This window comes from Haemophilus influenzae (assembly GCF_001457655.1).
Taxonomy (GTDB): Bacteria; Pseudomonadota; Gammaproteobacteria; order Enterobacterales; family Pasteurellaceae; genus Haemophilus; species Haemophilus influenzae.
The window spans coordinates 1,747,350-1,769,594 of the sequence record NZ_LN831035.1 but is presented as its reverse complement, the minus strand read 5'-3'; the positions used below and the strand labels follow the sequence as shown (position 1 = coordinate 1,769,594).

The 22,245-nt window shown below is 37.7% G+C and carries 21 protein-coding genes; 15 read left to right on the top strand and 6 right to left on the bottom strand.

Going from position 1 to position 22,245, the window contains the following annotated elements:
* Position 1 precedes the first annotated feature (1 nt).
* The 12 genes from murF (at position 2) to pheA (ending at position 14,356) form a co-directional block, all read left to right on the top strand.
* Positions 2-1,375 carry a UDP-N-acetylmuramoyl-tripeptide--D-alanyl-D-alanine ligase gene (gene murF / locus AT683_RS08735; RefSeq protein WP_005686434.1) on the top strand — a complete coding sequence of 458 codons (1,374 nt, stop codon included), beginning with the start codon at positions 2-4 and terminating at the stop codon, positions 1,373-1,375.
* Positions 1,369-2,451, top strand: coding sequence for a phospho-N-acetylmuramoyl-pentapeptide-transferase (gene mraY, locus AT683_RS08730; protein ID WP_005690686.1), 1,083 nt, complete (start codon positions 1,369-1,371; stop codon positions 2,449-2,451). The genes murF and mraY overlap by 7 nt, the downstream gene beginning before the upstream one ends.
* A gap of 111 nt (positions 2,452-2,562) precedes the next feature.
* Positions 2,563-3,876, top strand: coding sequence for a UDP-N-acetylmuramoyl-L-alanine--D-glutamate ligase (gene murD / locus AT683_RS08725; protein WP_005690684.1), 1,314 nt, complete (start codon positions 2,563-2,565; stop codon positions 3,874-3,876).
* 22 nt (positions 3,877-3,898) lie between these two features.
* On the top strand, positions 3,899-5,083 hold the full coding sequence (gene ftsW, locus AT683_RS08720; protein WP_005661306.1) for a putative lipid II flippase FtsW: 1,185 nt from the start codon (positions 3,899-3,901) through the stop codon (positions 5,081-5,083).
* An 11-nt stretch (positions 5,084-5,094) separates the two neighbouring features.
* Positions 5,095-6,150: an undecaprenyldiphospho-muramoylpentapeptide beta-N-acetylglucosaminyltransferase gene (gene murG / locus AT683_RS08715; protein ID WP_005690682.1), complete on the top strand. Its 1,056-nt coding sequence runs from the start codon at positions 5,095-5,097 to the stop codon at positions 6,148-6,150.
* Positions 6,151-6,287: 137 nt separating this feature from the next.
* On the top strand, positions 6,288-7,715 hold the full coding sequence (gene murC / locus AT683_RS08710; RefSeq protein ID WP_005690680.1) for a UDP-N-acetylmuramate--L-alanine ligase: 1,428 nt from the start codon (positions 6,288-6,290) through the stop codon (positions 7,713-7,715).
* A gap of 71 nt (positions 7,716-7,786) precedes the next feature.
* On the top strand, positions 7,787-8,707 hold the full coding sequence (locus AT683_RS08705; protein ID WP_005651831.1) for a D-alanine--D-alanine ligase: 921 nt from the start codon (positions 7,787-7,789) through the stop codon (positions 8,705-8,707).
* Positions 8,707-9,471: a cell division protein FtsQ/DivIB gene (locus AT683_RS08700; protein ID WP_005651833.1), complete on the top strand. Its 765-nt coding sequence runs from the start codon at positions 8,707-8,709 to the stop codon at positions 9,469-9,471. The genes AT683_RS08705 and AT683_RS08700 overlap by 1 nt, the downstream gene beginning before the upstream one ends.
* Before the next feature lie 18 nt (positions 9,472-9,489).
* On the top strand, positions 9,490-10,767 hold the full coding sequence (ftsA, locus tag AT683_RS08695; RefSeq protein ID WP_005667496.1) for a cell division protein FtsA: 1,278 nt from the start codon (positions 9,490-9,492) through the stop codon (positions 10,765-10,767).
* An 83-nt stretch (positions 10,768-10,850) separates the two neighbouring features.
* Positions 10,851-12,116, top strand: a complete 1,266-nt coding sequence (ftsZ, locus tag AT683_RS08690) for a cell division protein FtsZ (protein WP_005686445.1) — start codon at positions 10,851-10,853, stop codon at positions 12,114-12,116.
* Between the two features lie 38 nt (positions 12,117-12,154).
* The gene (gene lpxC / locus AT683_RS08685; RefSeq protein ID WP_014550928.1) at positions 12,155-13,072 is read left to right on the top strand and encodes a UDP-3-O-acyl-N-acetylglucosamine deacetylase; all 918 of its coding nucleotides are present in this window, start codon (positions 12,155-12,157) and stop codon (positions 13,070-13,072) included.
* 126 nt (positions 13,073-13,198) lie between these two features.
* Positions 13,199-14,356 carry a prephenate dehydratase gene (pheA, locus tag AT683_RS08680; RefSeq protein WP_014550927.1) on the top strand — a complete coding sequence of 386 codons (1,158 nt, stop codon included), beginning with the start codon at positions 13,199-13,201 and terminating at the stop codon, positions 14,354-14,356.
* A gap of 43 nt (positions 14,357-14,399) precedes the next feature.
* Here the strand turns inward: pheA and rapZ are convergent, their stop codons facing one another.
* Genes rapZ through yjgA form a run of 6 tightly spaced genes read right to left on the bottom strand, consistent with a single transcriptional unit; the run spans position 14,400 to position 18,201 of the window.
* Entirely contained in the window at positions 14,400-15,257 is an 858-nt protein-coding gene (rapZ, locus tag AT683_RS08675; RefSeq protein WP_005686449.1) for an RNase adapter RapZ, read from the bottom strand.
* A gap of 17 nt (positions 15,258-15,274) precedes the next feature.
* A complete protein-coding gene (gene ptsN / locus AT683_RS08670; RefSeq protein ID WP_014550926.1) occupies positions 15,275-15,769 on the bottom strand; it encodes a PTS IIA-like nitrogen regulatory protein PtsN in 495 nt (164 codons plus the stop codon).
* 2 nt (positions 15,770-15,771) lie between these two features.
* Positions 15,772-16,497, bottom strand: coding sequence for an LPS export ABC transporter ATP-binding protein (lptB, locus tag AT683_RS08665; RefSeq protein WP_005686454.1), 726 nt, complete (start codon positions 16,495-16,497; stop codon positions 15,772-15,774).
* Between the two features lie 3 nt (positions 16,498-16,500).
* The gene (lptA, locus tag AT683_RS08660; RefSeq protein WP_005661318.1) at positions 16,501-17,019 is read right to left on the bottom strand and encodes a lipopolysaccharide transport periplasmic protein LptA; all 519 of its coding nucleotides are present in this window, start codon (positions 17,017-17,019) and stop codon (positions 16,501-16,503) included.
* Positions 17,000-17,614: an LPS export ABC transporter periplasmic protein LptC gene (gene lptC / locus AT683_RS08655; protein WP_005647563.1), complete on the bottom strand. Its 615-nt coding sequence runs from the start codon at positions 17,612-17,614 to the stop codon at positions 17,000-17,002. Before lptC ends, lptA begins: the two co-directional genes overlap by 20 nt.
* Positions 17,615-17,664: 50 nt before the next feature.
* Positions 17,665-18,201, bottom strand: coding sequence for a ribosome biogenesis factor YjgA (yjgA, locus tag AT683_RS08650; RefSeq protein ID WP_005651852.1), 537 nt, complete (start codon positions 18,199-18,201; stop codon positions 17,665-17,667).
* 88 nt (positions 18,202-18,289) lie between these two features.
* Here yjgA and pmbA point away from each other — a divergent pair, with 88 nt between their 5' ends.
* From pmbA to AT683_RS08635, 3 genes are all read left to right on the top strand, one after another.
* A complete protein-coding gene (pmbA, locus tag AT683_RS08645) occupies positions 18,290-19,645 on the top strand; it encodes a metalloprotease PmbA (RefSeq protein WP_005686457.1) in 1,356 nt (451 codons plus the stop codon).
* A 374-nt stretch (positions 19,646-20,019) separates the two neighbouring features.
* The gene (gene hpt / locus AT683_RS08640; RefSeq protein WP_005686459.1) at positions 20,020-20,559 is read left to right on the top strand and encodes a hypoxanthine phosphoribosyltransferase; all 540 of its coding nucleotides are present in this window, start codon (positions 20,020-20,022) and stop codon (positions 20,557-20,559) included.
* Positions 20,560-20,889: 330 nt separating this feature from the next.
* Positions 20,890-22,212: an L-cystine transporter gene (locus tag AT683_RS08635; RefSeq protein WP_005686463.1), complete on the top strand. Its 1,323-nt coding sequence runs from the start codon at positions 20,890-20,892 to the stop codon at positions 22,210-22,212.
* Positions 22,213-22,245 lie beyond the last annotated feature (33 nt).

Sequence of the window (22,245 nt, the reverse complement as noted above, 5' to 3'; positions counted from 1 at the left end):
TATGATTAAACTCTCTACTGTACAACTTGCACAGATTCTTCAAGCTAAATTAATTGGCGATGAAAATGTGCAAGTTGAAGAAATTAATACGGATACTCGAAAAAGCGTATCAAATAGCTTATTTTTTGCTTTAAAAGGCGAAAAATTTGATGCTCATCAATATCTTGATCAAGCGGTGTCACAGGGTGCGCTTGCGCTTGTTGTTCAGCAAGAAAACTCGTCTATTTTAGTTCCTCAACTTGTGGTTAAAGACACTCGTATTGCTTTGGGCGAGCTTGCAAAATGGTTACGCGAGAAAATTAATCCGCGTACTGTGGCGATGACCGGCTCTTCTGGAAAAACCACAGTAAAAGAAATGACAGCAAGTATTTTGCAGCATACCGCAGCAGATTCAGAAGCGGTACTTTTTACCAATGGTAACTTCAATAACGATATAGGTGTGCCTTTAACTCTGCTTCGCTTAACAGAAAAACATCGTTTTGCTGTGATTGAACTTGGTGCAAATCATCAAAATGAAATCAATTACACCACAAAATTAGTTCAACCTAATGCCGCATTGATTAATAATATTGCGCCCGCACATTTAGAGGGGTTTGGTTCTTTAGCGGGAGTTGTTCAAGCAAAAGGCGAGATTTATCGAGGTTTAACAAAAAATGGTGTGGCGATTATCAATGCTGAACATAATCACTTAGATATTTGGCAAAAAGAAATTAGTAATCACGCCATTCAATATTTCAACGGCAAGGACTATTCCGTCAAAAATGTTCAAGGTAACGAACAAGGTTCAACCTTTACGTTAGTTTCTCCGCAAGGCGAAATTGATATTAGTTTACCTTATCTTGGAGAGCATAATGTAAAAAATGCTTTAGCTGCTACCGCACTAGCGATGAATGTTGGTGCTACGCTTGCCGATGTCAAAGCTGGATTAGAACAACGTTCACAAGTGAAAGGGCGTTTATTTCCTATTCAAGTAACGCCTAATTTATTGTTATTAGATGATACTTATAACGCAAATAAAGATTCTCTCTGTGCGGCTATTGATGTCCTAAAAAGTTATGATGCTTTCCTTATTCTATGTGTCGCAGATATGAAAGAATTGGGCGAAAATTCTCTCGCTATTCATCGTGAAGTTGGACAATATGTTAATTTGGTAAATTTAGATTTGGTGTGTTCTTATGGCAATGAAAGTGCGGTTATTTCTGAGGCTGTTTTGGGTAAGCATTTTACGGATAAAACTGAAATGGTGGATTTCTTAGTTCCACTTATTGAAAACCAATTACAACAAAATAAAAAAGTTGTGGTGCTGGGAAAAGGCTCACGCTCAATGAAAATGGAAGATGTGATCTATTCATTAAAGGATAAAATTAAATGTTAGTCTGGCTTGCTGAATATCTTGTTCGTTACGAAACCGCCTTTAATGCGATTTCTTATATTACCGTCCGCGCAATTCTTGCATTATTAACCGCACTTTTTATCTCACTTTGGATTGGCCCTAAAGTGATCAAACGTTTACAGATCTTAAAATTTGGTCAAGAAGTGCGAAATGATGGCCCTGAAAGTCACTTTGCAAAAAAAGGCACACCCACTATGGGCGGTGTGATGATTTTATTCTCTATTGGCGTAAGTACGTTATTATGGGCAAATCTTGCTAATTCTTATATTTGGGTTTGTTTATTTGTTTTATTTGGATACGGCGCAATTGGTTTTGTGGATGATTTCCGTAAAATTACCCGTAAAAATACTGATGGATTGATTGCGCGTTGGAAATATTTCTGGATGTCTGTGGTGGCATTAGTGGCAATCCTTTGGCTTTATTGGCTTGGTCACGACACTGATGCCACCCGTTTAGTGATTCCATTCTTTAAAGACATTATGCCTCAGTTAGGTTTGTTCTATATTGTGTTATCTTACTTTGTGATTGTTGGAACCGGTAATGCAGTGAATTTAACCGACGGTTTAGATGGATTAGCGATTATGCCTACTGCGCTTGTTGCAGGTGCGTTTGCTTTAATTGCTTGGGCTACAGGTAACGTGAATTTCGCAGAATATTTGCACATTCCGTATATTAAATACAGTTCTGAAGTAGTGGTGTTCTGTACAGCTATTGTTGGCGCGAGTTTAGGATTTTTATGGTTTAATACTTATCCAGCTCAAGTATTTATGGGGGACGTGGGTTCTCTAGCATTAGGTGGTGCGCTGGGTGTCGTAGCAATTCTTGTTCGTCAGGAATTTTTGCTTGTGATAATGGGTGGTGTATTTGTTGTTGAAGCACTCTCTGTTATTTTGCAAGTAGGGTCTTATAAGTTACGCAAACAACGCATTTTTAGAATGGCACCGATTCACCACCATTTTGAATTGAAGGGATGGCCTGAGCCAAGAGTGATTATTCGGTTTTGGATTATTTCCTTAATGTTAGTGTTGATGGGATTAGTCACCTTGAAGTTGCGTTAATAAATGTTGTGAGGTTCGCTCTTTCAGTTTTTGAAAGAGCGAGCTTTTACGTTATAAATTGATATTCCCATCAGCAAAATTTAAAACTTATAGTAATTAAGAAGAAATAAAATGAATGCCTATCAAAACAAAAATATTACGATCATTGGGCTTGGCAAAACAGGTCTTTCTTGTGTGGATTATCTCTTATCCCAACAGGCTAATATTCGTGTGATTGATACCCGAAAAAAGCCTACTGGTATTGATAAACTTCCTCAAAATATCCCTCTTCATACTGGTAGTTTAAATCAGGAATGGTTACTTGAAAGCGATATGATTGTTATTAGCCCAGGGCTTGCGGTAAAAACACCAGAAATTCAAACCGCACTTAAAGCGGGAGTGGAAGTAATCGGCGATATTGAATTATTCTGCCGCGCAGCGACAAAGCCAATTGTGGGGATTACAGGTTCAAATGGAAAAAGTACTGTTACTACTTTAGTTTATGAAATGGCGAAAGCTGCTGGCGTGAAAGTTGGTATGGGCGGAAATATTGGGATTCCCGCTTTGTCATTGTTGAATGAAGATTGTGAACTTTATGTACTAGAGCTTTCTAGTTTTCAGCTTGAGACAACTTATAGCTTAAAAGCTGCGGCTGCGACTGTTTTGAACGTGACTGAAGATCATATGGATCGCTATATGGATTTAGAAGATTATCGCCAAGCAAAATTACGCATTTATCATAATGCTGAGGTCGGAGTTTTGAATAATGAGGATAAGCTGACTTTTGGTGAAGGTGAAAATCAAGCGAGACAAACCGTTTCTTTTGCGGAAAATAGTGCGGATTATTGGCTAAAAACTGAAAATGGCAAGCAATACTTAATGGTAAAAGATGAAGTAATTTTGCCTTGTGAAGAAGTAACATTAGTCGGTCGCCATAATTATATGAACATTTTGGCAGCAACAGCATTGGCACAAGCTGTCGGTATTAATTTAGATTCAATTCGTACCGCACTTCGTCATTTCAAAGGGTTAGATCATCGTTTTCAATTAGTGCATCAAGCTAATGGTATTCGTTGGATTAATGACTCTAAAGCAACAAATGTGGGGAGTACAGTTGCTGCATTAGCTGGGCTTTATATTGAGGGTAAATTGCATTTGTTGCTAGGCGGAGACGGAAAAGGGGCTGATTTTTCAGAATTAGCTGAATTAATTAATCAACCACACATTATTTGTTATTGTTTTGGTCGAGATGGTGTGCAGCTTGCAAAATTTTCATCACAAAGCTATTTGTTTGAAACAATGGAACAAGCGATAGAATTTTTACGCCCAACATTGCAAAGCGGAGATATGGTATTATTGTCGCCTGCTTGTGCAAGTCTCGATCAGTTTGCTTCTTTTGAAAAGCGCGGCGAAGAATTTACGCATTTAGCGCAATATTCAGCCTAATTTAGTCATTAATAAAAATAAGATGGAATTTTTACAGAACATCAAAAAAAATTACGATGAATGGACACGCATCACACCTCAAGGTTTGTTGTATGATCGCGCACTATTTTGGTTATTTGTTATTTTGCTTTTAATTGGTTTAGTGGCAGTAACATCTGCTTCTATTCCTTATAGCTCTCGTTTATTTAATGATCCTTTTTACTTTGCAAAACGCGACGCTATTTATGTGCTACTTTCTTTGCTCACTTGTTATATTTCATTACAAATTTCTTCTTCGCAATGGGAAAAATGGCACGCTAAAATTTTTTTATTTTCTGTCATATTATTATTGCTTGTCCCTTTTATCGGTACATCGGTTAATGGCGCAAAACGTTGGATTTCATTGGGGATCTTAAACTTTCAACCTGCAGAATTTGCAAAATTGGCTTTGACTTGTTTTTTAGCAAGTTATTTCACTCGTCGTTATGATGAAGTGCGGTCGCGACATGTTAGTATTTTTAAACCGTTTATTGTTATGCTTGTATTGGGTTGTTTTCTTTTATTGCAACCTGATTTAGGTAGTACAGTCGTGCTATTTATTATTATGTCTGGGATGCTTTTTATCGTAGGGGCGAAAATTTTACAGTTTGTAGGATTGATAGCATTAGGTGGAATCTTATTCGTTTGGCTAGTATTGACCGCCTCTTATCGGTTAAAGCGATTTATAGGATTTTTAGAACCCTTTAAAGATCCTTATGGCACTGGTTTCCAATTAACAAACTCTCTTATAGCATTTGGGCGGGGAGAAATTACTGGCGAAGGATTAGGTAATTCAATTCAAAAATTAGATTATCTGCCTGAAGCACATACCGATTTCATTATGGCGATTATCGGCGAAGAATTTGGATTTATCGGTATATTGATTGTTATTCTTTTATTAGGTTTATTAATTTTTCGTGCAATGAAAATTGGACGAGAATCCTTAATGTTAGAACAACGTTTTCGAGGTTTTTTTGCATTAGGTATTGGTTTTTGGATTTTCTTTCAAGGCTTTGTGAATTTAGGTATGGCTCTTGGAATGCTACCAACTAAAGGTTTAACCTTTCCACTCGTGAGTTATGGTGGTTCGAGTATTATCATTATGTCCGCCACTATTGGTATTTTATTGCGAATTGATCACGAAAATCGTTTATTTCGTATAGGTCAAGCACGCTTGCGTGATGATTAGAGATAAAAAAGATGAAAAATAAAAAATTATTAGTGATGGCGGGTGGCACTGGCGGTCATGTTTTTCCTGCCATTGCAGTTGCTCAAACTTTACAAAAACAAGAATGGGATATTTGCTGGTTAGGTACGAAAGATAGAATGGAGGCTCAACTTGTACCAAAATATGGTATTCCTATTCGATTTATTCAAATTTCTGGTTTGCGTGGTAAAGGTATAAAAGCTTTGTTAAATGCGCCTTTTGCCATTTTTCGTGCCGTGTTGCAGGCAAAAAAAATTATTCAAGAAGAAAAGCCTGACGCTGTACTTGGTATGGGAGGCTATGTTTCTGGCCCCGCTGGCGTTGCGGCAAAACTTTGTGGTGTACCAATCATTTTACATGAACAAAATGCGATAGCGGGTTTAACGAATAAGTTATTAGGTAAAATTGCAACCTGTGTATTACAGGCATTTCCAACTGCTTTTCCTCATGCTGAAGTAGTAGGAAACCCAGTTCGAGAAGATTTATTTGAGATGCCAAATCCTGATATTCGTTTTTCGGATCGTGAGGAAAAATTACGTGTCTTAGTGGTTGGTGGTAGTCAAGGAGCGAGAGTGCTTAATCATACTTTACCTAAAGTAGTCGCCCAGCTTGCAGATAAATTAGAGCTTCGTCATCAAGTAGGTAAAGGTGCGGTAGAAGAAGTCAGCCAACTTTATGGCGAGAATTTAGAACAAGTTAAAATAACAGAATTTATTGATAATATGGCAGAGGCTTATGCTTGGGCTGATGTGGTTATTTGCCGTTCTGGCGCATTAACCGTATGTGAAATTGCAGCAGTGGGAGTCGCAGCAATTTTTGTACCATTCCAACATAAAGATCGCCAACAATATTTAAATGCGAAATATTTATCAGATGTTGACGCGGCGAAAATTATAGAACAGGCAGATTTAACGCCTGAAATGCTAGTGAATTATTTAAAAAATTTAACTCGTGAAAATTTATTGCAGATGGCATTGAAAGCGAAAACAATGTCGATGCCTAATGCGGCACAACGTGTAGCTGAAGTAATTAAACAATATTCAAACTAGGGGTTGTGGCGTTTTATAAATAGCCTCAGTCATAAGTATTTTTTATATCCAAAAGTGCTAATATTAGAAATAAAAACGTTGCGAATTTTAACCGCACTTTTAGTTGAGTTTTGTCATTGGGAGAAAAGGAAAAATAAATGAAACATTCCCACGAAGAAATTAGAAAAATTATCCCTGAAATGCGCCGTGTACAGCAAATTCATTTCATTGGCATTGGTGGTGCGGGAATGAGCGGCATTGCAGAAATTTTATTAAATGAAGGTTATCAAATTTCAGGTTCAGATATTGCCGATGGCGTAGTCACTCAACGTTTAGCTCAAGCTGGGGCAAAAATCTACATTGGTCATGCAGAAGAACATATTAAAGGTGCCAGTGTTGTTGTTGTGTCTAGTGCGATAAAAGATGATAACCCTGAATTAGTTGCATCGAAACAAAAACGCATTCCAGTGATTCAACGCGCACAAATGTTGGCGGAGATTATGCGTTTTCGTCACGGTATTGCTGTTGCAGGAACACACGGGAAAACGACAACAACAGCAATGATTTCAATGATTTACACCCAAGCTAAACTTGATCCGACTTTTGTAAATGGTGGTTTAGTGAAATCGGCGGGTAAGAATGCACATTTAGGGGCAAGTCGTTATTTAATTGCCGAAGCCGATGAAAGTGATGCGTCGTTTTTGCATTTACAGCCAATGGTATCTGTTGTAACTAATATGGAGCCAGACCATATGGATACTTACGAAGGCGATTTTGAAAAAATGAAAGCCACTTATGTGAAATTCCTGCATAATTTACCATTCTATGGTTTAGCCGTGATGTGCGCTGATGATCCTGTTTTAATGGAACTTGTGCCAAAAGTTGGTCGCCAAGTGATTACATATGGTTTTAGTGAGCAGGCAGATTATCGCATTGAAGATTATGAACAAACAGGTTTTCAAGGTCATTACACAGTGATTTGCCCAAATAATGAACGTATTAATGTGTTGCTCAATGTTCCTGGAAAACATAATGCATTAAATGCAACGGCTGCACTTGCTGTAGCAAAAGAAGAGGGTATTGCTAACGAGGCAATTTTAGAGGCTCTGGCTGATTTTCAGGGGGCTGGTCGTCGTTTTGATCAGCTAGGCGAATTTATTCGTCCAAATGGTAAAGTGCGTTTAGTTGATGATTATGGTCATCATCCAACAGAAGTAGACGTAACCATTAAAGCAGCGCGAGAAGGCTGGGGAGATAAACGTATTGTAATGATTTTCCAACCGCATCGTTATTCGCGCACTCGTGATTTGTTTGATGATTTTGTACAAGTGCTTTCGCTAGTAGACGCTTTGATTATGCTTGATGTGTACGCAGCGGGAGAAGCCCCTATTGTTGGCGCTGACAGTAAATCTCTTTGCCGTTCCATTCGTAATCTTGGTAAAGTTGATCCTATTTTGGTATCAGATACTTCGCAACTAGGCGATGTTCTCGATCAAATTATTCAAGATGGCGATTTGATTTTGGCACAAGGTGCTGGTAGCGTAAGTAAAATTTCTCGTGGCTTGGCTGAATCTTGGAAGAATTAATGCCAGATGGATTGATTGAAAATCTTAGTATTAGAAAAGTATCATCAGTAAGAAGAAAAACAGGATAGAAAATGAACTTAAAACAAGAAAAAATCGCGGTGTTATTAGGCGGCACATCTGCTGAACGTGAAGTTTCTTTCAATTCAGGCAAAGCGGTATTAGAAGCATTATTAAAGCAAGGTTATAATGCACATCCTATTGATCCTAAAGAATATAATGTTGCAAATCTTAAAAAGGATGGCTTTAATCGAGCATTTAATATTTTGCACGGTCGTGGTGGAGAAGATGGCACAATGCAAGGTTTATTAGAGCAAATTGGTTTGCCTTATACGGGGTGTGGCGTGATGGCTTCTGCATTAACGATGGACAAAATGCGTACAAAAATGTTGTGGAAAGCTTTTGGTTTACCTGTTGCAGATATGAAAGTGGTTACCCGAGAAACTTTTTCTGAATTAGATCCTCAGGCTGTTGTGGCAAAATTAGGCTTACCATTAATGGTTAAACCCTCTTTAGAAGGCTCTAGCGTTGGCTTAACGAAAGTAAAAGCGGTAGAAGAGTTAAAAAGTGCGGTGGAATATGCGCTTAAATTTGATAATACCATTCTAATTGAAGAGTGGTTAGCTGGCGATGAATTAACTGTGCCTGTGCTTGACAATCAAGTATTACCCGCAATTCGTATTGTTCCAGAGGGCGAATTTTATGATTATGAAGCGAAGTATATTTCTGATAATACGCAATATTTCTGCCCAGCAGGTTTAACGCCTGAACGCGAGCAAGAGTTAGCAATATTAGTAAAACGTGCTTATGATGCACTGGGATGTCGTGGTTGGAGTCGTATTGATGTAATGTGTGATGCAAAAGGTAATTTCCGTTTGGTTGAGGTTAATACTAATCCTGGAATGACGAGCCATAGTTTATTCCCAAAATCTGCAGCGACAGTAGGTATTTCTTTTGAGCAACTCGTCGTGAAAATTTTGGAGTTGAGCCTGTAATGAACATTCTGAAAAGAAAAACGCCACAGAATATTCGTTTTGGAGAACAAAAGCCTAAATATTATTTTCATATTCGGGCTTTTGCGGTATTGCTTGGTGTCTTTTTTTTACTTGGTGTTTATTTTAATTGGCAAAGCATTTTAGAAAAAATGGATGATAAGCCGATTAGTGCATTTGCACTTGTTGGACAAAATACCTTTACTACTGCTGATGATATTAAAGAAAGCCTATTAAAAATGGGCGAATTAAAAGGATTTTGGGGGCAAGATGTGGCACCGATTCAAGAGCAAATTGAGGCTTTACCTTGGGTTAAAGGTGCAATCGTAAGAAAAATGTGGCCAAATCGTTTAAGTATTTGGGTATCAGAATATCAACCTGTTGCGTTTTGGAATCAAAATCAATTTGTTACCCTTGATGGTATCGTTTTTCAGCTTCCCTCTGTACGTTTAACTGCAAAAAATTTGCCCTATTTGGGCGGGCCCGATTATCAGAGTTTGAAAGTAATTGAGACGTGGAACCAAATTTATATTAATTTAAAATCAAATAATATAATGGCAAAGGGAATTAATATTGATGATCGCGGTGCGTGGCAGATCCAGCTTGATAATGATATTGTGCTAAAATTAGGTCGTGGCGATTGGAAATCAAAACTTGAGCGATTTGTCACAATTTATCCGCAAATTGATGTGCCAGAAAACAAAAAAATAGATTATATAGATTTAAGATATACGGCAGGTGCAGCTGTAGGTATGGTTGATAGATAAAAATAACTGGGTGCGAAAATGGTTAAAGGTGTGGAAACAAAAACAATAGTAGGTTTAGAGGTTGGCACGTCAAAAGTGGTCGCTGTAGTTGGCGAAGTATTTCCTGATGGTGTAGTGAATGTGCTTGGTGTAGGCAGTTGTCCTTCAAAAGGGATTGATCGTGGCAGCATCACTGATCTTGATGCCGTAGTGGGTTCGATTCAACGTGCTATTGAAGCGGCAGAATCTATGGCTGATTGTCAGATTATGAGTGTGACTTTAGCTATTACTGGAGAGCATATTCAAAGCCTCAATGAAAGTGGTTTTGTGCCGATAGCAGAAAGTGAAGTAACACAAGAGGAAATCGATTCCGCACTTCATACAGCAAGCTCAATAAAATTGCCAGAAGGCTTATCTTTATTGCATGTTATTCCACAAGAATACGCTGTTGATCGTCAGATGAACATTAAAAATCCATTGGGATTACAAGGCGTGCGTTTAAAAGCACAAGTACATTTGATCGCTTGTCATCAAGATTGGCAAAATAACTTAAAAAAAGCCGTTGAACGTTGTGGATTGCAAGTGGATAAAGTGGTTTTCTCTGGTTTTGCAGCAACACATTCTGTGCTAACTGAGGATGAAAAAGATCTCGGCGTGTGTTTAATTGATTTTGGTGCTGGCACAATGAACGTGATGGTTTATACGAATGGCGCATTACGTTTTAGCAAGGTAATTCCTTACGCAGGAAATATTGTGACAAATGATATTGCGCACGCTTGTACAATTTCGCGAGCAGAAGCAGAACGGATCAAAGTGAACTATGCTAGTGCATTTTACCCAGCTCGTTTGCACGGAGATAAAAAAATTGAGGTGGCAAGTATTGGCGGTCGTGCGCCTCGTTCATTAACAAAAAGTGATTTATCTTTAATTACATCAGCTCGTTATACGGAGCTTTTAGGCGTGGTAAAAGATGAATTAGATAAGTTAAAAGCTGAATTAGAAGCAAAACATATTAAATTTGAATTAATTGCAGGTGTGGTAATAACTGGTGGTGGAGCGCAGATTGAAGATCTTAAAGAATGTGCTTCAAATGTTTTCCATTGTCAGGTGCGTATTGCGAGTCCATTAAATATTACTGGTTTGACTGATTACGTGAATCGTCCACAATATTCAACGGTGGTGGGATTATTGCAATATAATCACAGTAATAGTGATGATGATTTAATTTCAGGAAGTGATGATTCTGAAGGAACTTTCTTTGAATCTATTTGGCAAGGAGTAAAAAAAATTGTCAATAAAGTGCGGTCAGAATTTTGATTATTTTAATTTTTCATCTACAATAAAGGGAATTTATATTTTATATATTTAGTCAGCTTATCTGGCAGTAACGGAGAACATCAATGCTATACCCAGAGTACCCTGAGTACGATAATTTTAACGAATCCGGCGCACTGATCAAAGTCGTAGGTGTAGGCGGTGGCGGTGGCAATGCCGTAAACCATATGGTAATGAATATGGTAAAACAAGAAATGGGCGGAACCTTTGTTGGCGAAAGTTCATTAACATCAGAGGAACACGGTCGCATAGTATTTTATGCCGTCAATACTGATGCTCAAGCATTGCGTAAAAGTCAAGTTCAACAGACCGTACAAATTGGTGGAGAAACAACCAAAGGTTTAGGTGCTGGGGCAAATCCGAATATTGGTCGTAAGGCAGCTGAAGATGATCAGGATGAAATCCGCAAAATGCTTGAAGGTGCCGATATGGTCTTTATTGCAGCAGGTATGGGCGGCGGCACAGGTACGGGTGCGGCACCTGTTGTTGCTAAAATTGCTAAAGAACTGGGTATTTTGACTGTTGCTGTAGTGACTAAACCTTTTGCCTTTGAAGGCAAAAAACGTATGCAATTTGCAGAGCTTGGTATTAAAGATTTATCCCAATATGTTGATTCAATGATTATTATTCCGAATCAACAAATCCAAAAAGTTCTCCCTAAAAATGCTAAATTAATTGATGCTTTTGCTGCTGCAAACGACGTATTGCGTAATTCTGTAATGGGAATTTCAGATATGATTACCTCTCCTGGTTTAATTAACGTGGACTTCGCTGATGTAAGAACGGTAATGTCAGTTCAAGGGCAAGCTATGATTGGTTTTGGTTCAGCTGTGGGAGAACCCGGTGCAGGTAGAGCAGAAGAGGCAGCTCGTCTTGCAGTACGCAATGATCTTCTAGAAAAAATCGATCTTTCTAACGCTCAAGGAATTTTAGTTAATATTACTGCTGGAATGGATTTAGTTTTTGAAGAGTTTAACATTATAGGTGAGACAATAGGTAGTTTTGCTTCTGAAGAAGCTACAGTTGTTGTTGGTACGAGTTTAGTGCCTGAGATGAGCGATGAAATTCGTGTAACTATTGTGGCAACTGGTCTCGGTGAAATTGCAGGAAATGAACCAATTCAGGTTGTTCGTCAAGGGCTTTCTACGCAGAATATTGAAGGTGAAGGACGTGTAAACATTGTTCCTGAACTTCATCGTCGTGAATCTGTTGAAGTGTCAAGAGCTGCATCAGAAGAATATCAACGGCCGTTAGATAAACCGATTACAGATCGCTTGGAAGCATTTAAGAAAAATAATTTCTTTAATCCTGCACAGCGTGAAGAAAATTAATAAGTTTCGGAAAATACCTAGTAAATGAAGGTAGTAGAATGATTAAACAAAGAACATTAAAACAAAGTATTAAAGTTACAGGCGTTGGCTTGCATAGCGGTGAAAAAGTGACATTAACTTTGCGCCCAGCTATGCCAAACACTGGTGTTGTTTATTATCGTACAGATTTAAACCCTGCGGTGGCATTCCCTGCTGATCCTAATTCAGTGCGTGATACAATGCTTTGTACCGCACTAATTAATGAACAAGGTGTGCGTATTTCTACCGTCGAGCATTTAAATGCAGCTTTGGCAGGGCTTGGTATTGATAATATTATTATTGAAGTTGATGCTCCTGAAATTCCAATTATGGATGGTAGTGCTAGTCCGTTTATCTATTTGTTGTTAGATGCGGGAATTGAAGAACAAAATGCAGCGAAAAAATTTGTTCGTATTAAGGAATATGTTCGAGTTGAAGATGGCGATAAATGGGCTGAATTTAAGCCTTACAATGGTTTTCGTTTAGATTTTACTATTGATTTTGACCATCCTGCGATTGGCAAAGATGTACGTAACTATGAAATGAATTTTTCTGCCCAAGCATTTGTTCATCAAATTAGCCGAGCAAGAACTTTTGGCTTTATGAAAGATATTGAATATCTTCAATCTCAAGGTTTAGTATTAGGTGGTAGCCTTGATAATGCGATTGTTCTTGATGATTATAGAATTTTAAATGAAGATGGTTTACGTTTTAAAGATGAACTTGTTCGTCATAAAATGTTAGACGCAATTGGTGATCTTTATATGGCTGGTTATAACATTATCGGTGATTTTAAAGCCTATAAATCAGGTCACGGTTTAAATAACAAGTTACTTCGTGCTGTTTTAGCAAATCAAGAAGCGTGGGAATTTGTAACCTTTGAAGATAAAGAGCAAGTGCCACAAGGGTATGTAGCTCCAGTGCAAGTGCTTATTTAATTGTTTTATTGTTGAAAAAGCTATATTTCTGGTGGGAAGTATAGCTTTTTTATTTCATCTCGTGCTTAAATATCGAATGTACTAAAAGTGCGGTCAATTTCGTGGGATTTTTTATAAGGAAGCATTATGGCATTAGAATTATCTGACATTCGCCAACAAATTACGCAAATAGATCGTAGTTTATTAAAATTACTTTCTGAGCGTCATCGTTTAGCTTTCGATGTAGTGAGAAGTAAAGAGATCTCGCAAAAATCTTTACGTGATGTAGAGCGAGAACAGCAACTTTTACAAGAACTAGTGCAATTTGCAGAAAATGAAAATTATCAGCTTGAAGCACAATATATCACTTCAATTTTCCAAAAAATCATTGAAGACTCGGTATTGACCCAGCAAGTCTATTTGCAGAATAAACTTAATGAACAACGTAATCAAAATTTACATATCGCTTTTTTAGGTAAACGAGGTTCTTATTCTAATTTAGCTGCACGTAGTTATGCTGCTCGTTATCAAAAACAATTTGTAGAACTAGGATGTCAGTCTTTTGAGCAAGTATTTGAAAAAGTTCAGACTGAAGAAGCTGACTTTGGTGTGTTACCTTTAGAAAATACAACATCGGGTGCAATTAATGAAGTTTATGATTTACTTCAGCATACTGATTTATCATTAGTGGGAGAGTTGGCATATCCAATCAAACATTGCGTACTTGTCAATGATAAGACAGATTTGAACCAAATTGATACGTTGTATAGTCATCCTCAAGTGATTCAACAATGTAGTCAATTTATTCATAGCCTTGATCGCGTGCATATTGAATATTGCGAAAGTAGTTCACACGCAATGCAATTAGTCGCAAGTTTGAATAAACCTAATATTGCAGCATTGGGCAATGAAGACGGTGGAAAATTGTATGGACTTAGTGTATTAAAAACTAATATTGCTAATCAAGAGAACAATATTACGCGTTTTATTGTGGTGGCTAAAGAGCCTCGCGAAGTTTCATCACAGATTCCCACAAAGACCTTATTATTAATGACAACTTCACAGCAAGCTGGTGCGTTAGTGGATGCTTTATTGGTGTTTAAAAAGCATCAAATCAATATGACAAAACTGGAATCTCGACCGATTTATGGTAAGCCTTGGGAAGAAATGTTTTATCTAGAAATTGAAGCAAATATTCATCATCCAGATACAAAACAGGCTTTGGAAGAACTAAAAAATTATAGTAATTACTTAAAGATTTTAGGCTGTTATCCTAGTGAGATTGTAAAGCCTGTGAGTGTATAAAAAAGTGCGGTCAATAAAAATAATGTTTTTATGACCTCACTTTTTATATTTTTTTGTTCCGTTCTAAAGATTTATGTTGAATTTTCACCGTTTTTCCTTTGGCTTGAAAATATTCGCCTAATTGCTGGGCAATATAAACGGAGCGATGTTTTCCCCCAGTACATCCGATGGCAATCGTCAAATAGCTACGGTTATTTTTTTCTAACATCGGCAACCAAGTATCAATGTAATGACGAGTGAGATAAATAAATTCATTGACTTCTGTATGACTATTTAGAAATTCTGCGACAGGGGCTTCTAATCCAGTCATTGGGCGTAATGTTGGATCCCAATGGGGGTTAGGTAAAAATCGTACATCGAAAACATAATCCGCATCTAAAGGAATCCCATATTTAAAACCAAAAGATTCAACAATAATTTTTAATTCTTTTTCACTATTACCGCGTAAAAATTCGTGTAATCGCTCTGCAAGACTATGCGTAGAAAGATGGGTGGTATCAAGAATAAGATTTGCGTGTTGAATCAATGGTTCAAGATAGCAATATTCTTCATCAATTGCGGCTTCAAGAGATAAATCTTTTAATGAAAGCGGGTGCAAACGGCGTGAATCGCTATATCGGCGAATCAGGGTGGCACGATCAGCCTCTAAGAAAATGATTTTAATCTGATGATGCTTTTGTAATGTTGAAAGGGTTTGCTTAAGAGAATGAGCGGAGTTTGGAATATTACGAATATCAAGACTGATGGCGACAGATGATTGGGATTGAGATAGAATATCAGTCAATTGAGGAAGCAAATCTAAAGGAATATTATCAACACAATAATATCCGGCATCTTCTAATGCTCGTAAGGCTACAGATTTTCCTGCGCCAGAACGTCCACTAATAATGATAATTTCCATAAGTTTCCCCACTGTAATTATTCTTTCACTTCTTCAAGTGTCGTTTCTGATTGATCGGTAATTTCAAAAACTTGCCAAATTTCATTCGCACTTTTGGCTGATCGTAATTGTTTCAACACATTTTTATCAGTCAGTTTTTCTATTAATGATGCTAAAATTGGAATGTAGGTTTCACATTGATTTTCTGGAATCAGCAAGGCAAAGATTAAATCCACTGGTTTACCATCAAAAGCATCGTAATCAATCGGATTATCGAGTTGCATAAACACTGCAATTGTTTTATCTGATACTATTACGGGGATTTTCGCTTTTGGCATTGCAATCCCATTTCCTAAACCAGAATTCCCCAGTTTTTCACGTTCAAAAAGGCATTCAAAACAGGCTTGTTCGCCTTGTTCTGCAAGGATTTGTTCTTCTACAAAATGCGCAATAGACTCAAATAATCGTTTTTTGCTAGAAAAACTAACGCCCTGACGAATATTTTCAGGGCTTAATAGTTCAGTTATTTTCATTTTTATAATTTGAATTGTTCGCCAAGATAAACGCGTTTAACCTGTTCATCGTTCATCACTTGTTCTGGTGTGCCTGTTGCGATAATTTTACCTGCGCCAACAATATAAGCACGTTCGCAAACATCAAGGGTTTCACGAACATTATGGTCAGTAATTAATACACCTAATCCACGATTGCGCAAATCAGTAATAATTTTCTTAATATCGCTCACAGAAATAGGATCTACACCAGCAAAAGGTTCGTCTAATAGAATAAATTTTGGATTTGCTGCTAAGGCTCGTGCGATTTCTACACGGCGACGTTCTCCGCCTGATAAGGCTTGCCCTAAATTATCTCGAATATGACTAATGTTAAATTCTTCAATTAATTCATCTGCTTTTTCGCGACGTTGTTGTAGGGTTAAATCTTTACGAATTTCCAATACCGCCATCAAATTTTCATAGACAGTCAAACGGCGAAAAATCGAGGCTTCTTGCGGTAAATAACCAATGCCACGTTGCGCACGATTATGCATTGGGAGCAAACTAATATCTTCGCCATCAATAACAATTTTACCTTGATCTTGGCGAACAAGCCCAACGACCATATAGAAAGTTGTTGTTTTACCTGCACCGTTTGGCCCGAGTAAACCAACAATTTCATTAGAGTTTACAGTTAAACTGACATCCGAAACAACTTTACGACTTTTGTAGCTTTTAGCTAAATTCTCTGCAGTCAAAATTGACATAGATTACTTCCCTTTAGCTTGTTGTAATTGAGATGGAATAAGAACTGTTGTTACCCGTGATTTTCCATTACCATTAGCTTTAAGTTGTTGTTTTTTCACATCATAGGTAATAACACTGCCATTAATTTTACTATCAAGCTGCTTTAATTCGGCATTGTTAGTTAATGTTAAAAATTCGTTACCAAGATCATAATGAACTTTATTTGCTTTTCCATCCACTGGCTTACCATTATCTAACTGTTGATGGAATGTGACTGGCGTGCCGAATGCTTCTACAGTTTCTTTTTTCCCTGATTTTTCAGCAGGACGAGTGATGACAACTTTATTTGCTTTGATAACAATAGACCCCTGTGTAATTACCACATTATCTGTGAATGTCACTACACTTTTTTCCATATCTAAGGATTGATTATCCGAAACAATATTTATCGGCTGATTAACATCACCTTTCAATGCAAAAGCTGAACTTGATGCTAATACCATCGTTGCAAGAAAAAGAATTTTATTGCTTACTAACTTCATAATATGTTTTTACCTGTTCCTTTAATGTCGCCACTTGTTGGCGTAAATTTCCGACTAATTTTAATCCTGTAGAACTAAAATTTTTACCCTTAATTTTAACCTGTGTTTCGGAAGTCATATCCTGTGTTTTCAAATTGACGACCGCTGATTCTGTTTCAATGCGTTGCAAACGTGAATCTGATGTTAAATTTTGCGCGACGACATTACCCTCTAAATACAATATTTGATCTTTTGTCAATCTTGCTTGATTTGCACTTAATTTCCAGCTTTGTGTGCTAAAAAAATCTACATTTTGATTGGCATTTTTTTCCTCTTCCTTTTCATTTGATGTTGTGGGATATAAATAAACTAAAGGCGCGGTAAAAAGGGTTTGTTCATTGACTGTATAATGCTCAATTTTATCGGATAAAGCCAAATATTGTTTTTTACCATCAGGGAAAAAAACCGTAGTTTCCATTTTATAACCCACATAATCAGGACTATCTGGCTTTTTCACCAGTTCAGATAAATCTGCGGTTTCCTGATTTAAGGAATAAAACCACGCCAAAGCACAAAGTGCGATAACGCCCAAAATTACATTCCAACGAATATTCATTTTTATTTCAATCACTTATCCACAAAGTGCGGATGAAAATTTCAATGTTTTTAATCTTCCAACATTAATACCTTGAGCATTTGATAAATTTCTCGATAGGCTTTCGATGGTTTATTTTGCTCCAGTTCTTTTTGTGCAGAACGAATCAGATTGCGTAGTTGCTGACGATCGCCATTAGGATAATCATTTAATAAATCTGTTAAAGCCACATCGCCTTTTTCCACCAATTCATCGCGCACTTTTTCGATTTTATGTAGCATAGCTTGTTGTTGGTTATGCTTATTTTCAATTTTATCTAAGGCTTCACGAATGGGTTCAACATCAATTCCTCGAAATAATTTGCCGATATACTGTAATTGACGGCGACGAGCTTCTTTTTGTAAACGCTGTGCAAGTTCAATGGCATCAAGTAAGGATTCATCAAGTGGGATTTTGGCAAGATTAGCTTTGGTTAAATTGACAATCTTTTCGCCAAGTTGTTTTAAATCTTCCGCATCGCGTTTGATTTCGCTTTTACTCACCCAAATAATTTCTTCTTGATCTTCATCTTCCCAATCGAAAACTTCTTTTTTCTTACGTTTTGCCATTTTTTATCCTTTATAAAAATTGGTGCACATTTTACCATAAACTTTGAAAATAAGATAAAATGTTGAAAATTTTTAATAGGAAAAAATAATGAAAACAGCTGAAAATTCAACCGCACTTTTAAAAGCACAAGAACAAGAATTACGTCAAGCCGTCAGTTTTGCAGTGGCGTTAGCAACGAAAGCTGGCGCGAGTGCAGAAGTCGCGGTCACTAAAGTGAGCGGTTTATCTGTATCTGCTCGTTTGCAAGAAATTGAAAACGTAGAATTTACTAATGATGGTGCATTGGGGATTTCTGTTTATATGGGGCAACAAAAAGGCAATGCCTCGACTTCCGATTTAAGCGAAAGCGCAATTAAAAATGCAGTGGAAGCCGCACTTGCTATTGCAAAATACACCTCGCCTGATGATTGCACAGGGTTGGCTGATAAAGATCTAATGGCTTTTGATGCGCCTGATTTAGAGCTTTATCATGCTGCTGATGTGGATGTTGATAAAGCAACAGAACTTGCACTTCAGGCTGAAAAGGCGGCTTTAGAGGCGGATGAACGTATTATAAATAGTAATGGCGCAAGTTTTAATTCACATACAGGCGTGAAAGTGTATGGTAATAGTCACGGTATGTTGCAAAGTTATTTATCAAGCCGTTATTCTTTATCTTGTTCGGTTATTGGTGGCGTAGAAGCTGCCTTAGAAAATGATTACGAATATACAATTTCTCGTGAATTCGACAAACTCCAATCGCCAATTTGGGTCGGAGAAAATTGTGCAAAGAAAGTCGTTTCTCGTTTAAATCCTCAAAAATTGAGTACACGAGAAGTGCCTGTCATTTTCTTAAATGATGTTGCAACTGGTCTTATTTCTCACTTTGCCGCTGCAATAAGTGGTGGCAGTTTATATAGAAAATCGAGTTTCTTGCTCGATCATTTAGGCAAACAGGTCTTACCAGATTGGTTCAATATCAGTGAGAGACCACATTTATTACGTCGTTTGGCTTCAACGCCTTTTGATAGTGAAGGTGTTCGTACGCAAGATCGTGAAATTGTTGAAGGCGGGATATTACAAACTTATTTAGTGACAAGCTACAGTGGTAAAAAACTTGGTATGCCAAGTACAGGGCATGCTGGAGGCATTCACAACTGGCTTGTTAAGCCAAATTTAACGGGAGGATTGACCGCACTTTTACATCAAATGGGAACGGGATTGTTAGTAACAGATGTGATGGGACAAGGTGTCAATATCGTTACAGGCGATTATTCCCGTGGTGCATCAGGTTTTTGGGTGGAAAATGGTGAAATTCAGTATCCAGTGGCTGAAATTACCATTGCAGGGCAACTACAAGATATGCTGAAAAATATGGTTGCTGTAGCCGATGATATAGAGCATCGTTCTAACATTCAAACGGGTTCTATTTTGTTAGATAAAATGAAAATTTCAGGAAATTAAGAATATTTTTGAAATTGAGAATAATTCTTATTGACAATGAATAAATATCTGTTACTATACACACATCTGTTAAGCGATTGCAGGTTGCTCCAACAGGTAGAGTAGAAAGTAAATTCGTTAGGGTTCAAAAAGGCTGAAGGTTTAAACTTCAGTCTTTTTTATTTTTTGATTTTTTATTCGCCAAAGGAAGTTTTTCAGTTTATAGGCTGGGCTTTAGCCCACCCTACAACTAATTAAAAACGTGGTGTCGCGGGATATAACAAACTCGTGGGCTAATGTAGGGCAGGAATACAAAGGCTGAAGGTTTAAACTTCAGCCTTTTTTTTGTAAAATAGCAAACGATTTTATCCCCTATCATTTCATAAGGAAACACAATGAAAAAACACCACGTAGATGTTTTAATCTCAGAGAATGATGTTCATGCGCGTATTGCTGAATTAGGTGCTCAAATTACAAAATTTTATCAAGAAAAACAGATCGATAGCCTTGTTGTCGTAGGGCTTTTACGTGGTTCCTTTATGTTTATGGCGGATATCGTTCGTCAGATAAATTTACCTGTGGAAATTGAATTTATGACAACTTCAAGTTATGGCACAGGTATGACCACGAATCACGACGTTCGTATTACCAAAGATTTGGACGGCGATATAAAAGGTAAACACGTTTTAATTGTGGAAGATATTATTGATACGGGTTATACCTTGGAAAAAGTGCGTGATATTTTGAATTTACGTGAGCCTGCGAGCCTTACAATTTGTACGTTACTTGATAAACCTTCTCGCCGCGAAGTGGAAGTGCCTGTTGAATGGGTTGGTTTTGAAATTCCTGATGAATTTGTGGTGGGGTATGGTATCGATTACGCGCAACGCCATCGTAATTTAGGCTATATCGGTAAAGTTGTTTTAGAAGAATAATTTGATTTTATTGAAAAGTGCGGTTGAAATTTTAAATGAATTTTTAGCCGAACTTTTTTATATTATTTCATTTCATTTCATTTCATTTCATTTCATTGTTATTTTTTCGATCACTTGCTAAATCTTTTTACAGCAAATACAGCCGTTATATTGATAATCTTGCAGGGGCAATTTTCTTATTTTTCGGCGGCTATTTAGTTTATTCAGGCGTGCTAGCCACTGCAGCCGCATTTTAATTACCAAAACGTATAAAATATAACGAAAGAAAACTTGTTATTTTTGCTGAAGTTGATAGTCTCCAAACACTTTAATCAGTTTTGGAGATTTTTTATGTTATTAGTCAATTTGGCGATATTTATTGCTTTTTTATTGCTGTTAGCACAGCTATATCGCAAAACCGAAAAATTAGGGCAAACGGTATTTATCGGTTTATTGCTCGGTTTGCTTTTTGGTGCGGTATTGCAATCCGCTTTTGAAAAACCTTTGTTAGACAAAACTTTAGATTGGATCAATGTGGTCGGTAACGGTTATGTTCGTTTATTGCAGATGATCGTGATGCCGTTGGTGTTCGTGTCGATTTTATCTGCTATCGCTCGTATCAATCAAACCAGATCATTGGGCAAAGTCAGCGTTGGCGTGTTATCCACCTTGCTGATTACCACCGCCATTTCCGCTGCAATTGGGATTGCGATGGTGCATTTATTTGATGTGTCGGCGGCAGGATTAATCTTGGGCGATCGTGAATTAGCGGCTCAAGGCAAAGTGTTAGATAAAGCAGGGCAAGTGTCCAATTTAACTGTGCCTGCGATGTTGGTGTCCTTTATTCCGAAAAATCCTTTTGCTGATCTCACGGGTGCCAACCCAACGTCCATTATTAGTGTCGTAATTTTCTCAGCATTACTTGGCGTGGCGGCTTTGAGTTTAGGCAAAGAAGATCAAGCACTTGGCGAACGAATTGCACAAGGTGTAGAAACTTTAAACAAATTAGTGATGCGTTTGGTGCGTTTTGTGATTCGCTTAACCCCTTACGGCGTGTTTGCGTTGATGATTAAAATGGCTGCCACCTCAAAATGGGCGGATATTGTCAATTTGGGCAATTTTATTGTGGCTTCTTACGCTGCTATTGCCTTAATGTTTGTGGTTCACGGCATTTTATTGTTCTTCGTTAAAGTCAATCCTGTGGATTACTACAAAAAAGTGTTGCCAACCTTAAGTTTTGCGTTTACATCTCGCTCAAGTGCGGCGACAATTCCGTTAAATATTGAAACGCAAACCGCAAAATTAGGTAACAACAATGTCATCGCCAACTTTGCTGCCACATTCGGTGCCACTATCGGACAAAACGGCTGTGGCGGCATTTATCCAGCGATGCTTGCTGTGATGGTCGCCCCAATGGTCGGCATTGACCCTTTTAGCTTCAGCTACATTCTAACCTTAATTTCCGTGGTCGCCATTTCTTCATTCGGTATCGCAGGCGTAGGTGGCGGAGCCACATTCGCCGCTATCGTCGTGCTATCTACGTTAGGTTTACCACTGGAATTAGTCGGTTTACTCATTTCCATCGAACCGATCATCGATATGGGACGTACCGCACTTAACGTAAACGGTGCCATGGTGGCAGGCACGATTACGGATCGCTTGCTAAATAAGTAACTGGAAATCAATAAAAAAATCTGCAGTTGAGAA

Bases quoted from the DNA above. Each gene is read 5' to 3' on its own strand.
- ftsA (WP_005667496.1), top strand. From the start codon at position 9,490: ATGGTTAAAGGTGTGGAAACAAAAACAATAGTAGGTTTAGAGGTTGGC.
- lptB (WP_005686454.1), bottom strand. From the start codon at position 16,497: ATGTCAATTTTGACTGCAGAGAATTTAGCTAAAAGCTACAAAAGTCGT.
- pmbA (WP_005686457.1), top strand. From the start codon at position 18,290: ATGAAAACAGCTGAAAATTCAACCGCACTTTTAAAAGCACAAGAACAA.
- AT683_RS08635 (WP_005686463.1), top strand. From the start codon at position 20,890: ATGTTATTAGTCAATTTGGCGATATTTATTGCTTTTTTATTGCTGTTA.
- murD (WP_005690684.1), top strand. From the start codon at position 2,563: ATGAATGCCTATCAAAACAAAAATATTACGATCATTGGGCTTGGCAAA.
- yjgA (WP_005651852.1), bottom strand. From the start codon at position 18,201: ATGGCAAAACGTAAGAAAAAAGAAGTTTTCGATTGGGAAGATGAAGAT.
- murC (WP_005690680.1), top strand. From the start codon at position 6,288: ATGAAACATTCCCACGAAGAAATTAGAAAAATTATCCCTGAAATGCGC.
- murG (WP_005690682.1), top strand. From the start codon at position 5,095: ATGAAAAATAAAAAATTATTAGTGATGGCGGGTGGCACTGGCGGTCAT.
- hpt (WP_005686459.1), top strand. From the start codon at position 20,020: ATGAAAAAACACCACGTAGATGTTTTAATCTCAGAGAATGATGTTCAT.
- lpxC (WP_014550928.1), top strand. From the start codon at position 12,155: ATGATTAAACAAAGAACATTAAAACAAAGTATTAAAGTTACAGGCGTT.
- AT683_RS08705 (WP_005651831.1), top strand. From the start codon at position 7,787: ATGAACTTAAAACAAGAAAAAATCGCGGTGTTATTAGGCGGCACATCT.
- ftsZ (WP_005686445.1), top strand. From the start codon at position 10,851: ATGCTATACCCAGAGTACCCTGAGTACGATAATTTTAACGAATCCGGC.
- lptC (WP_005647563.1), bottom strand. From the start codon at position 17,614: ATGAATATTCGTTGGAATGTAATTTTGGGCGTTATCGCACTTTGTGCT.
- ptsN (WP_014550926.1), bottom strand. From the start codon at position 15,769: ATGAAAATAACTGAACTATTAAGCCCTGAAAATATTCGTCAGGGCGTT.
- mraY (WP_005690686.1), top strand. From the start codon at position 1,369: ATGTTAGTCTGGCTTGCTGAATATCTTGTTCGTTACGAAACCGCCTTT.
- lptA (WP_005661318.1), bottom strand. From the start codon at position 17,019: ATGAAGTTAGTAAGCAATAAAATTCTTTTTCTTGCAACGATGGTATTA.
- ftsW (WP_005661306.1), top strand. From the start codon at position 3,899: ATGGAATTTTTACAGAACATCAAAAAAAATTACGATGAATGGACACGC.
- rapZ (WP_005686449.1), bottom strand. From the start codon at position 15,257: ATGGAAATTATCATTATTAGTGGACGTTCTGGCGCAGGAAAATCTGTA.
- pheA (WP_014550927.1), top strand. From the start codon at position 13,199: ATGGCATTAGAATTATCTGACATTCGCCAACAAATTACGCAAATAGAT.
- AT683_RS08700 (WP_005651833.1), top strand. From the start codon at position 8,707: ATGAACATTCTGAAAAGAAAAACGCCACAGAATATTCGTTTTGGAGAA.
- murF (WP_005686434.1), top strand. From the start codon at position 2: ATGATTAAACTCTCTACTGTACAACTTGCACAGATTCTTCAAGCTAAA.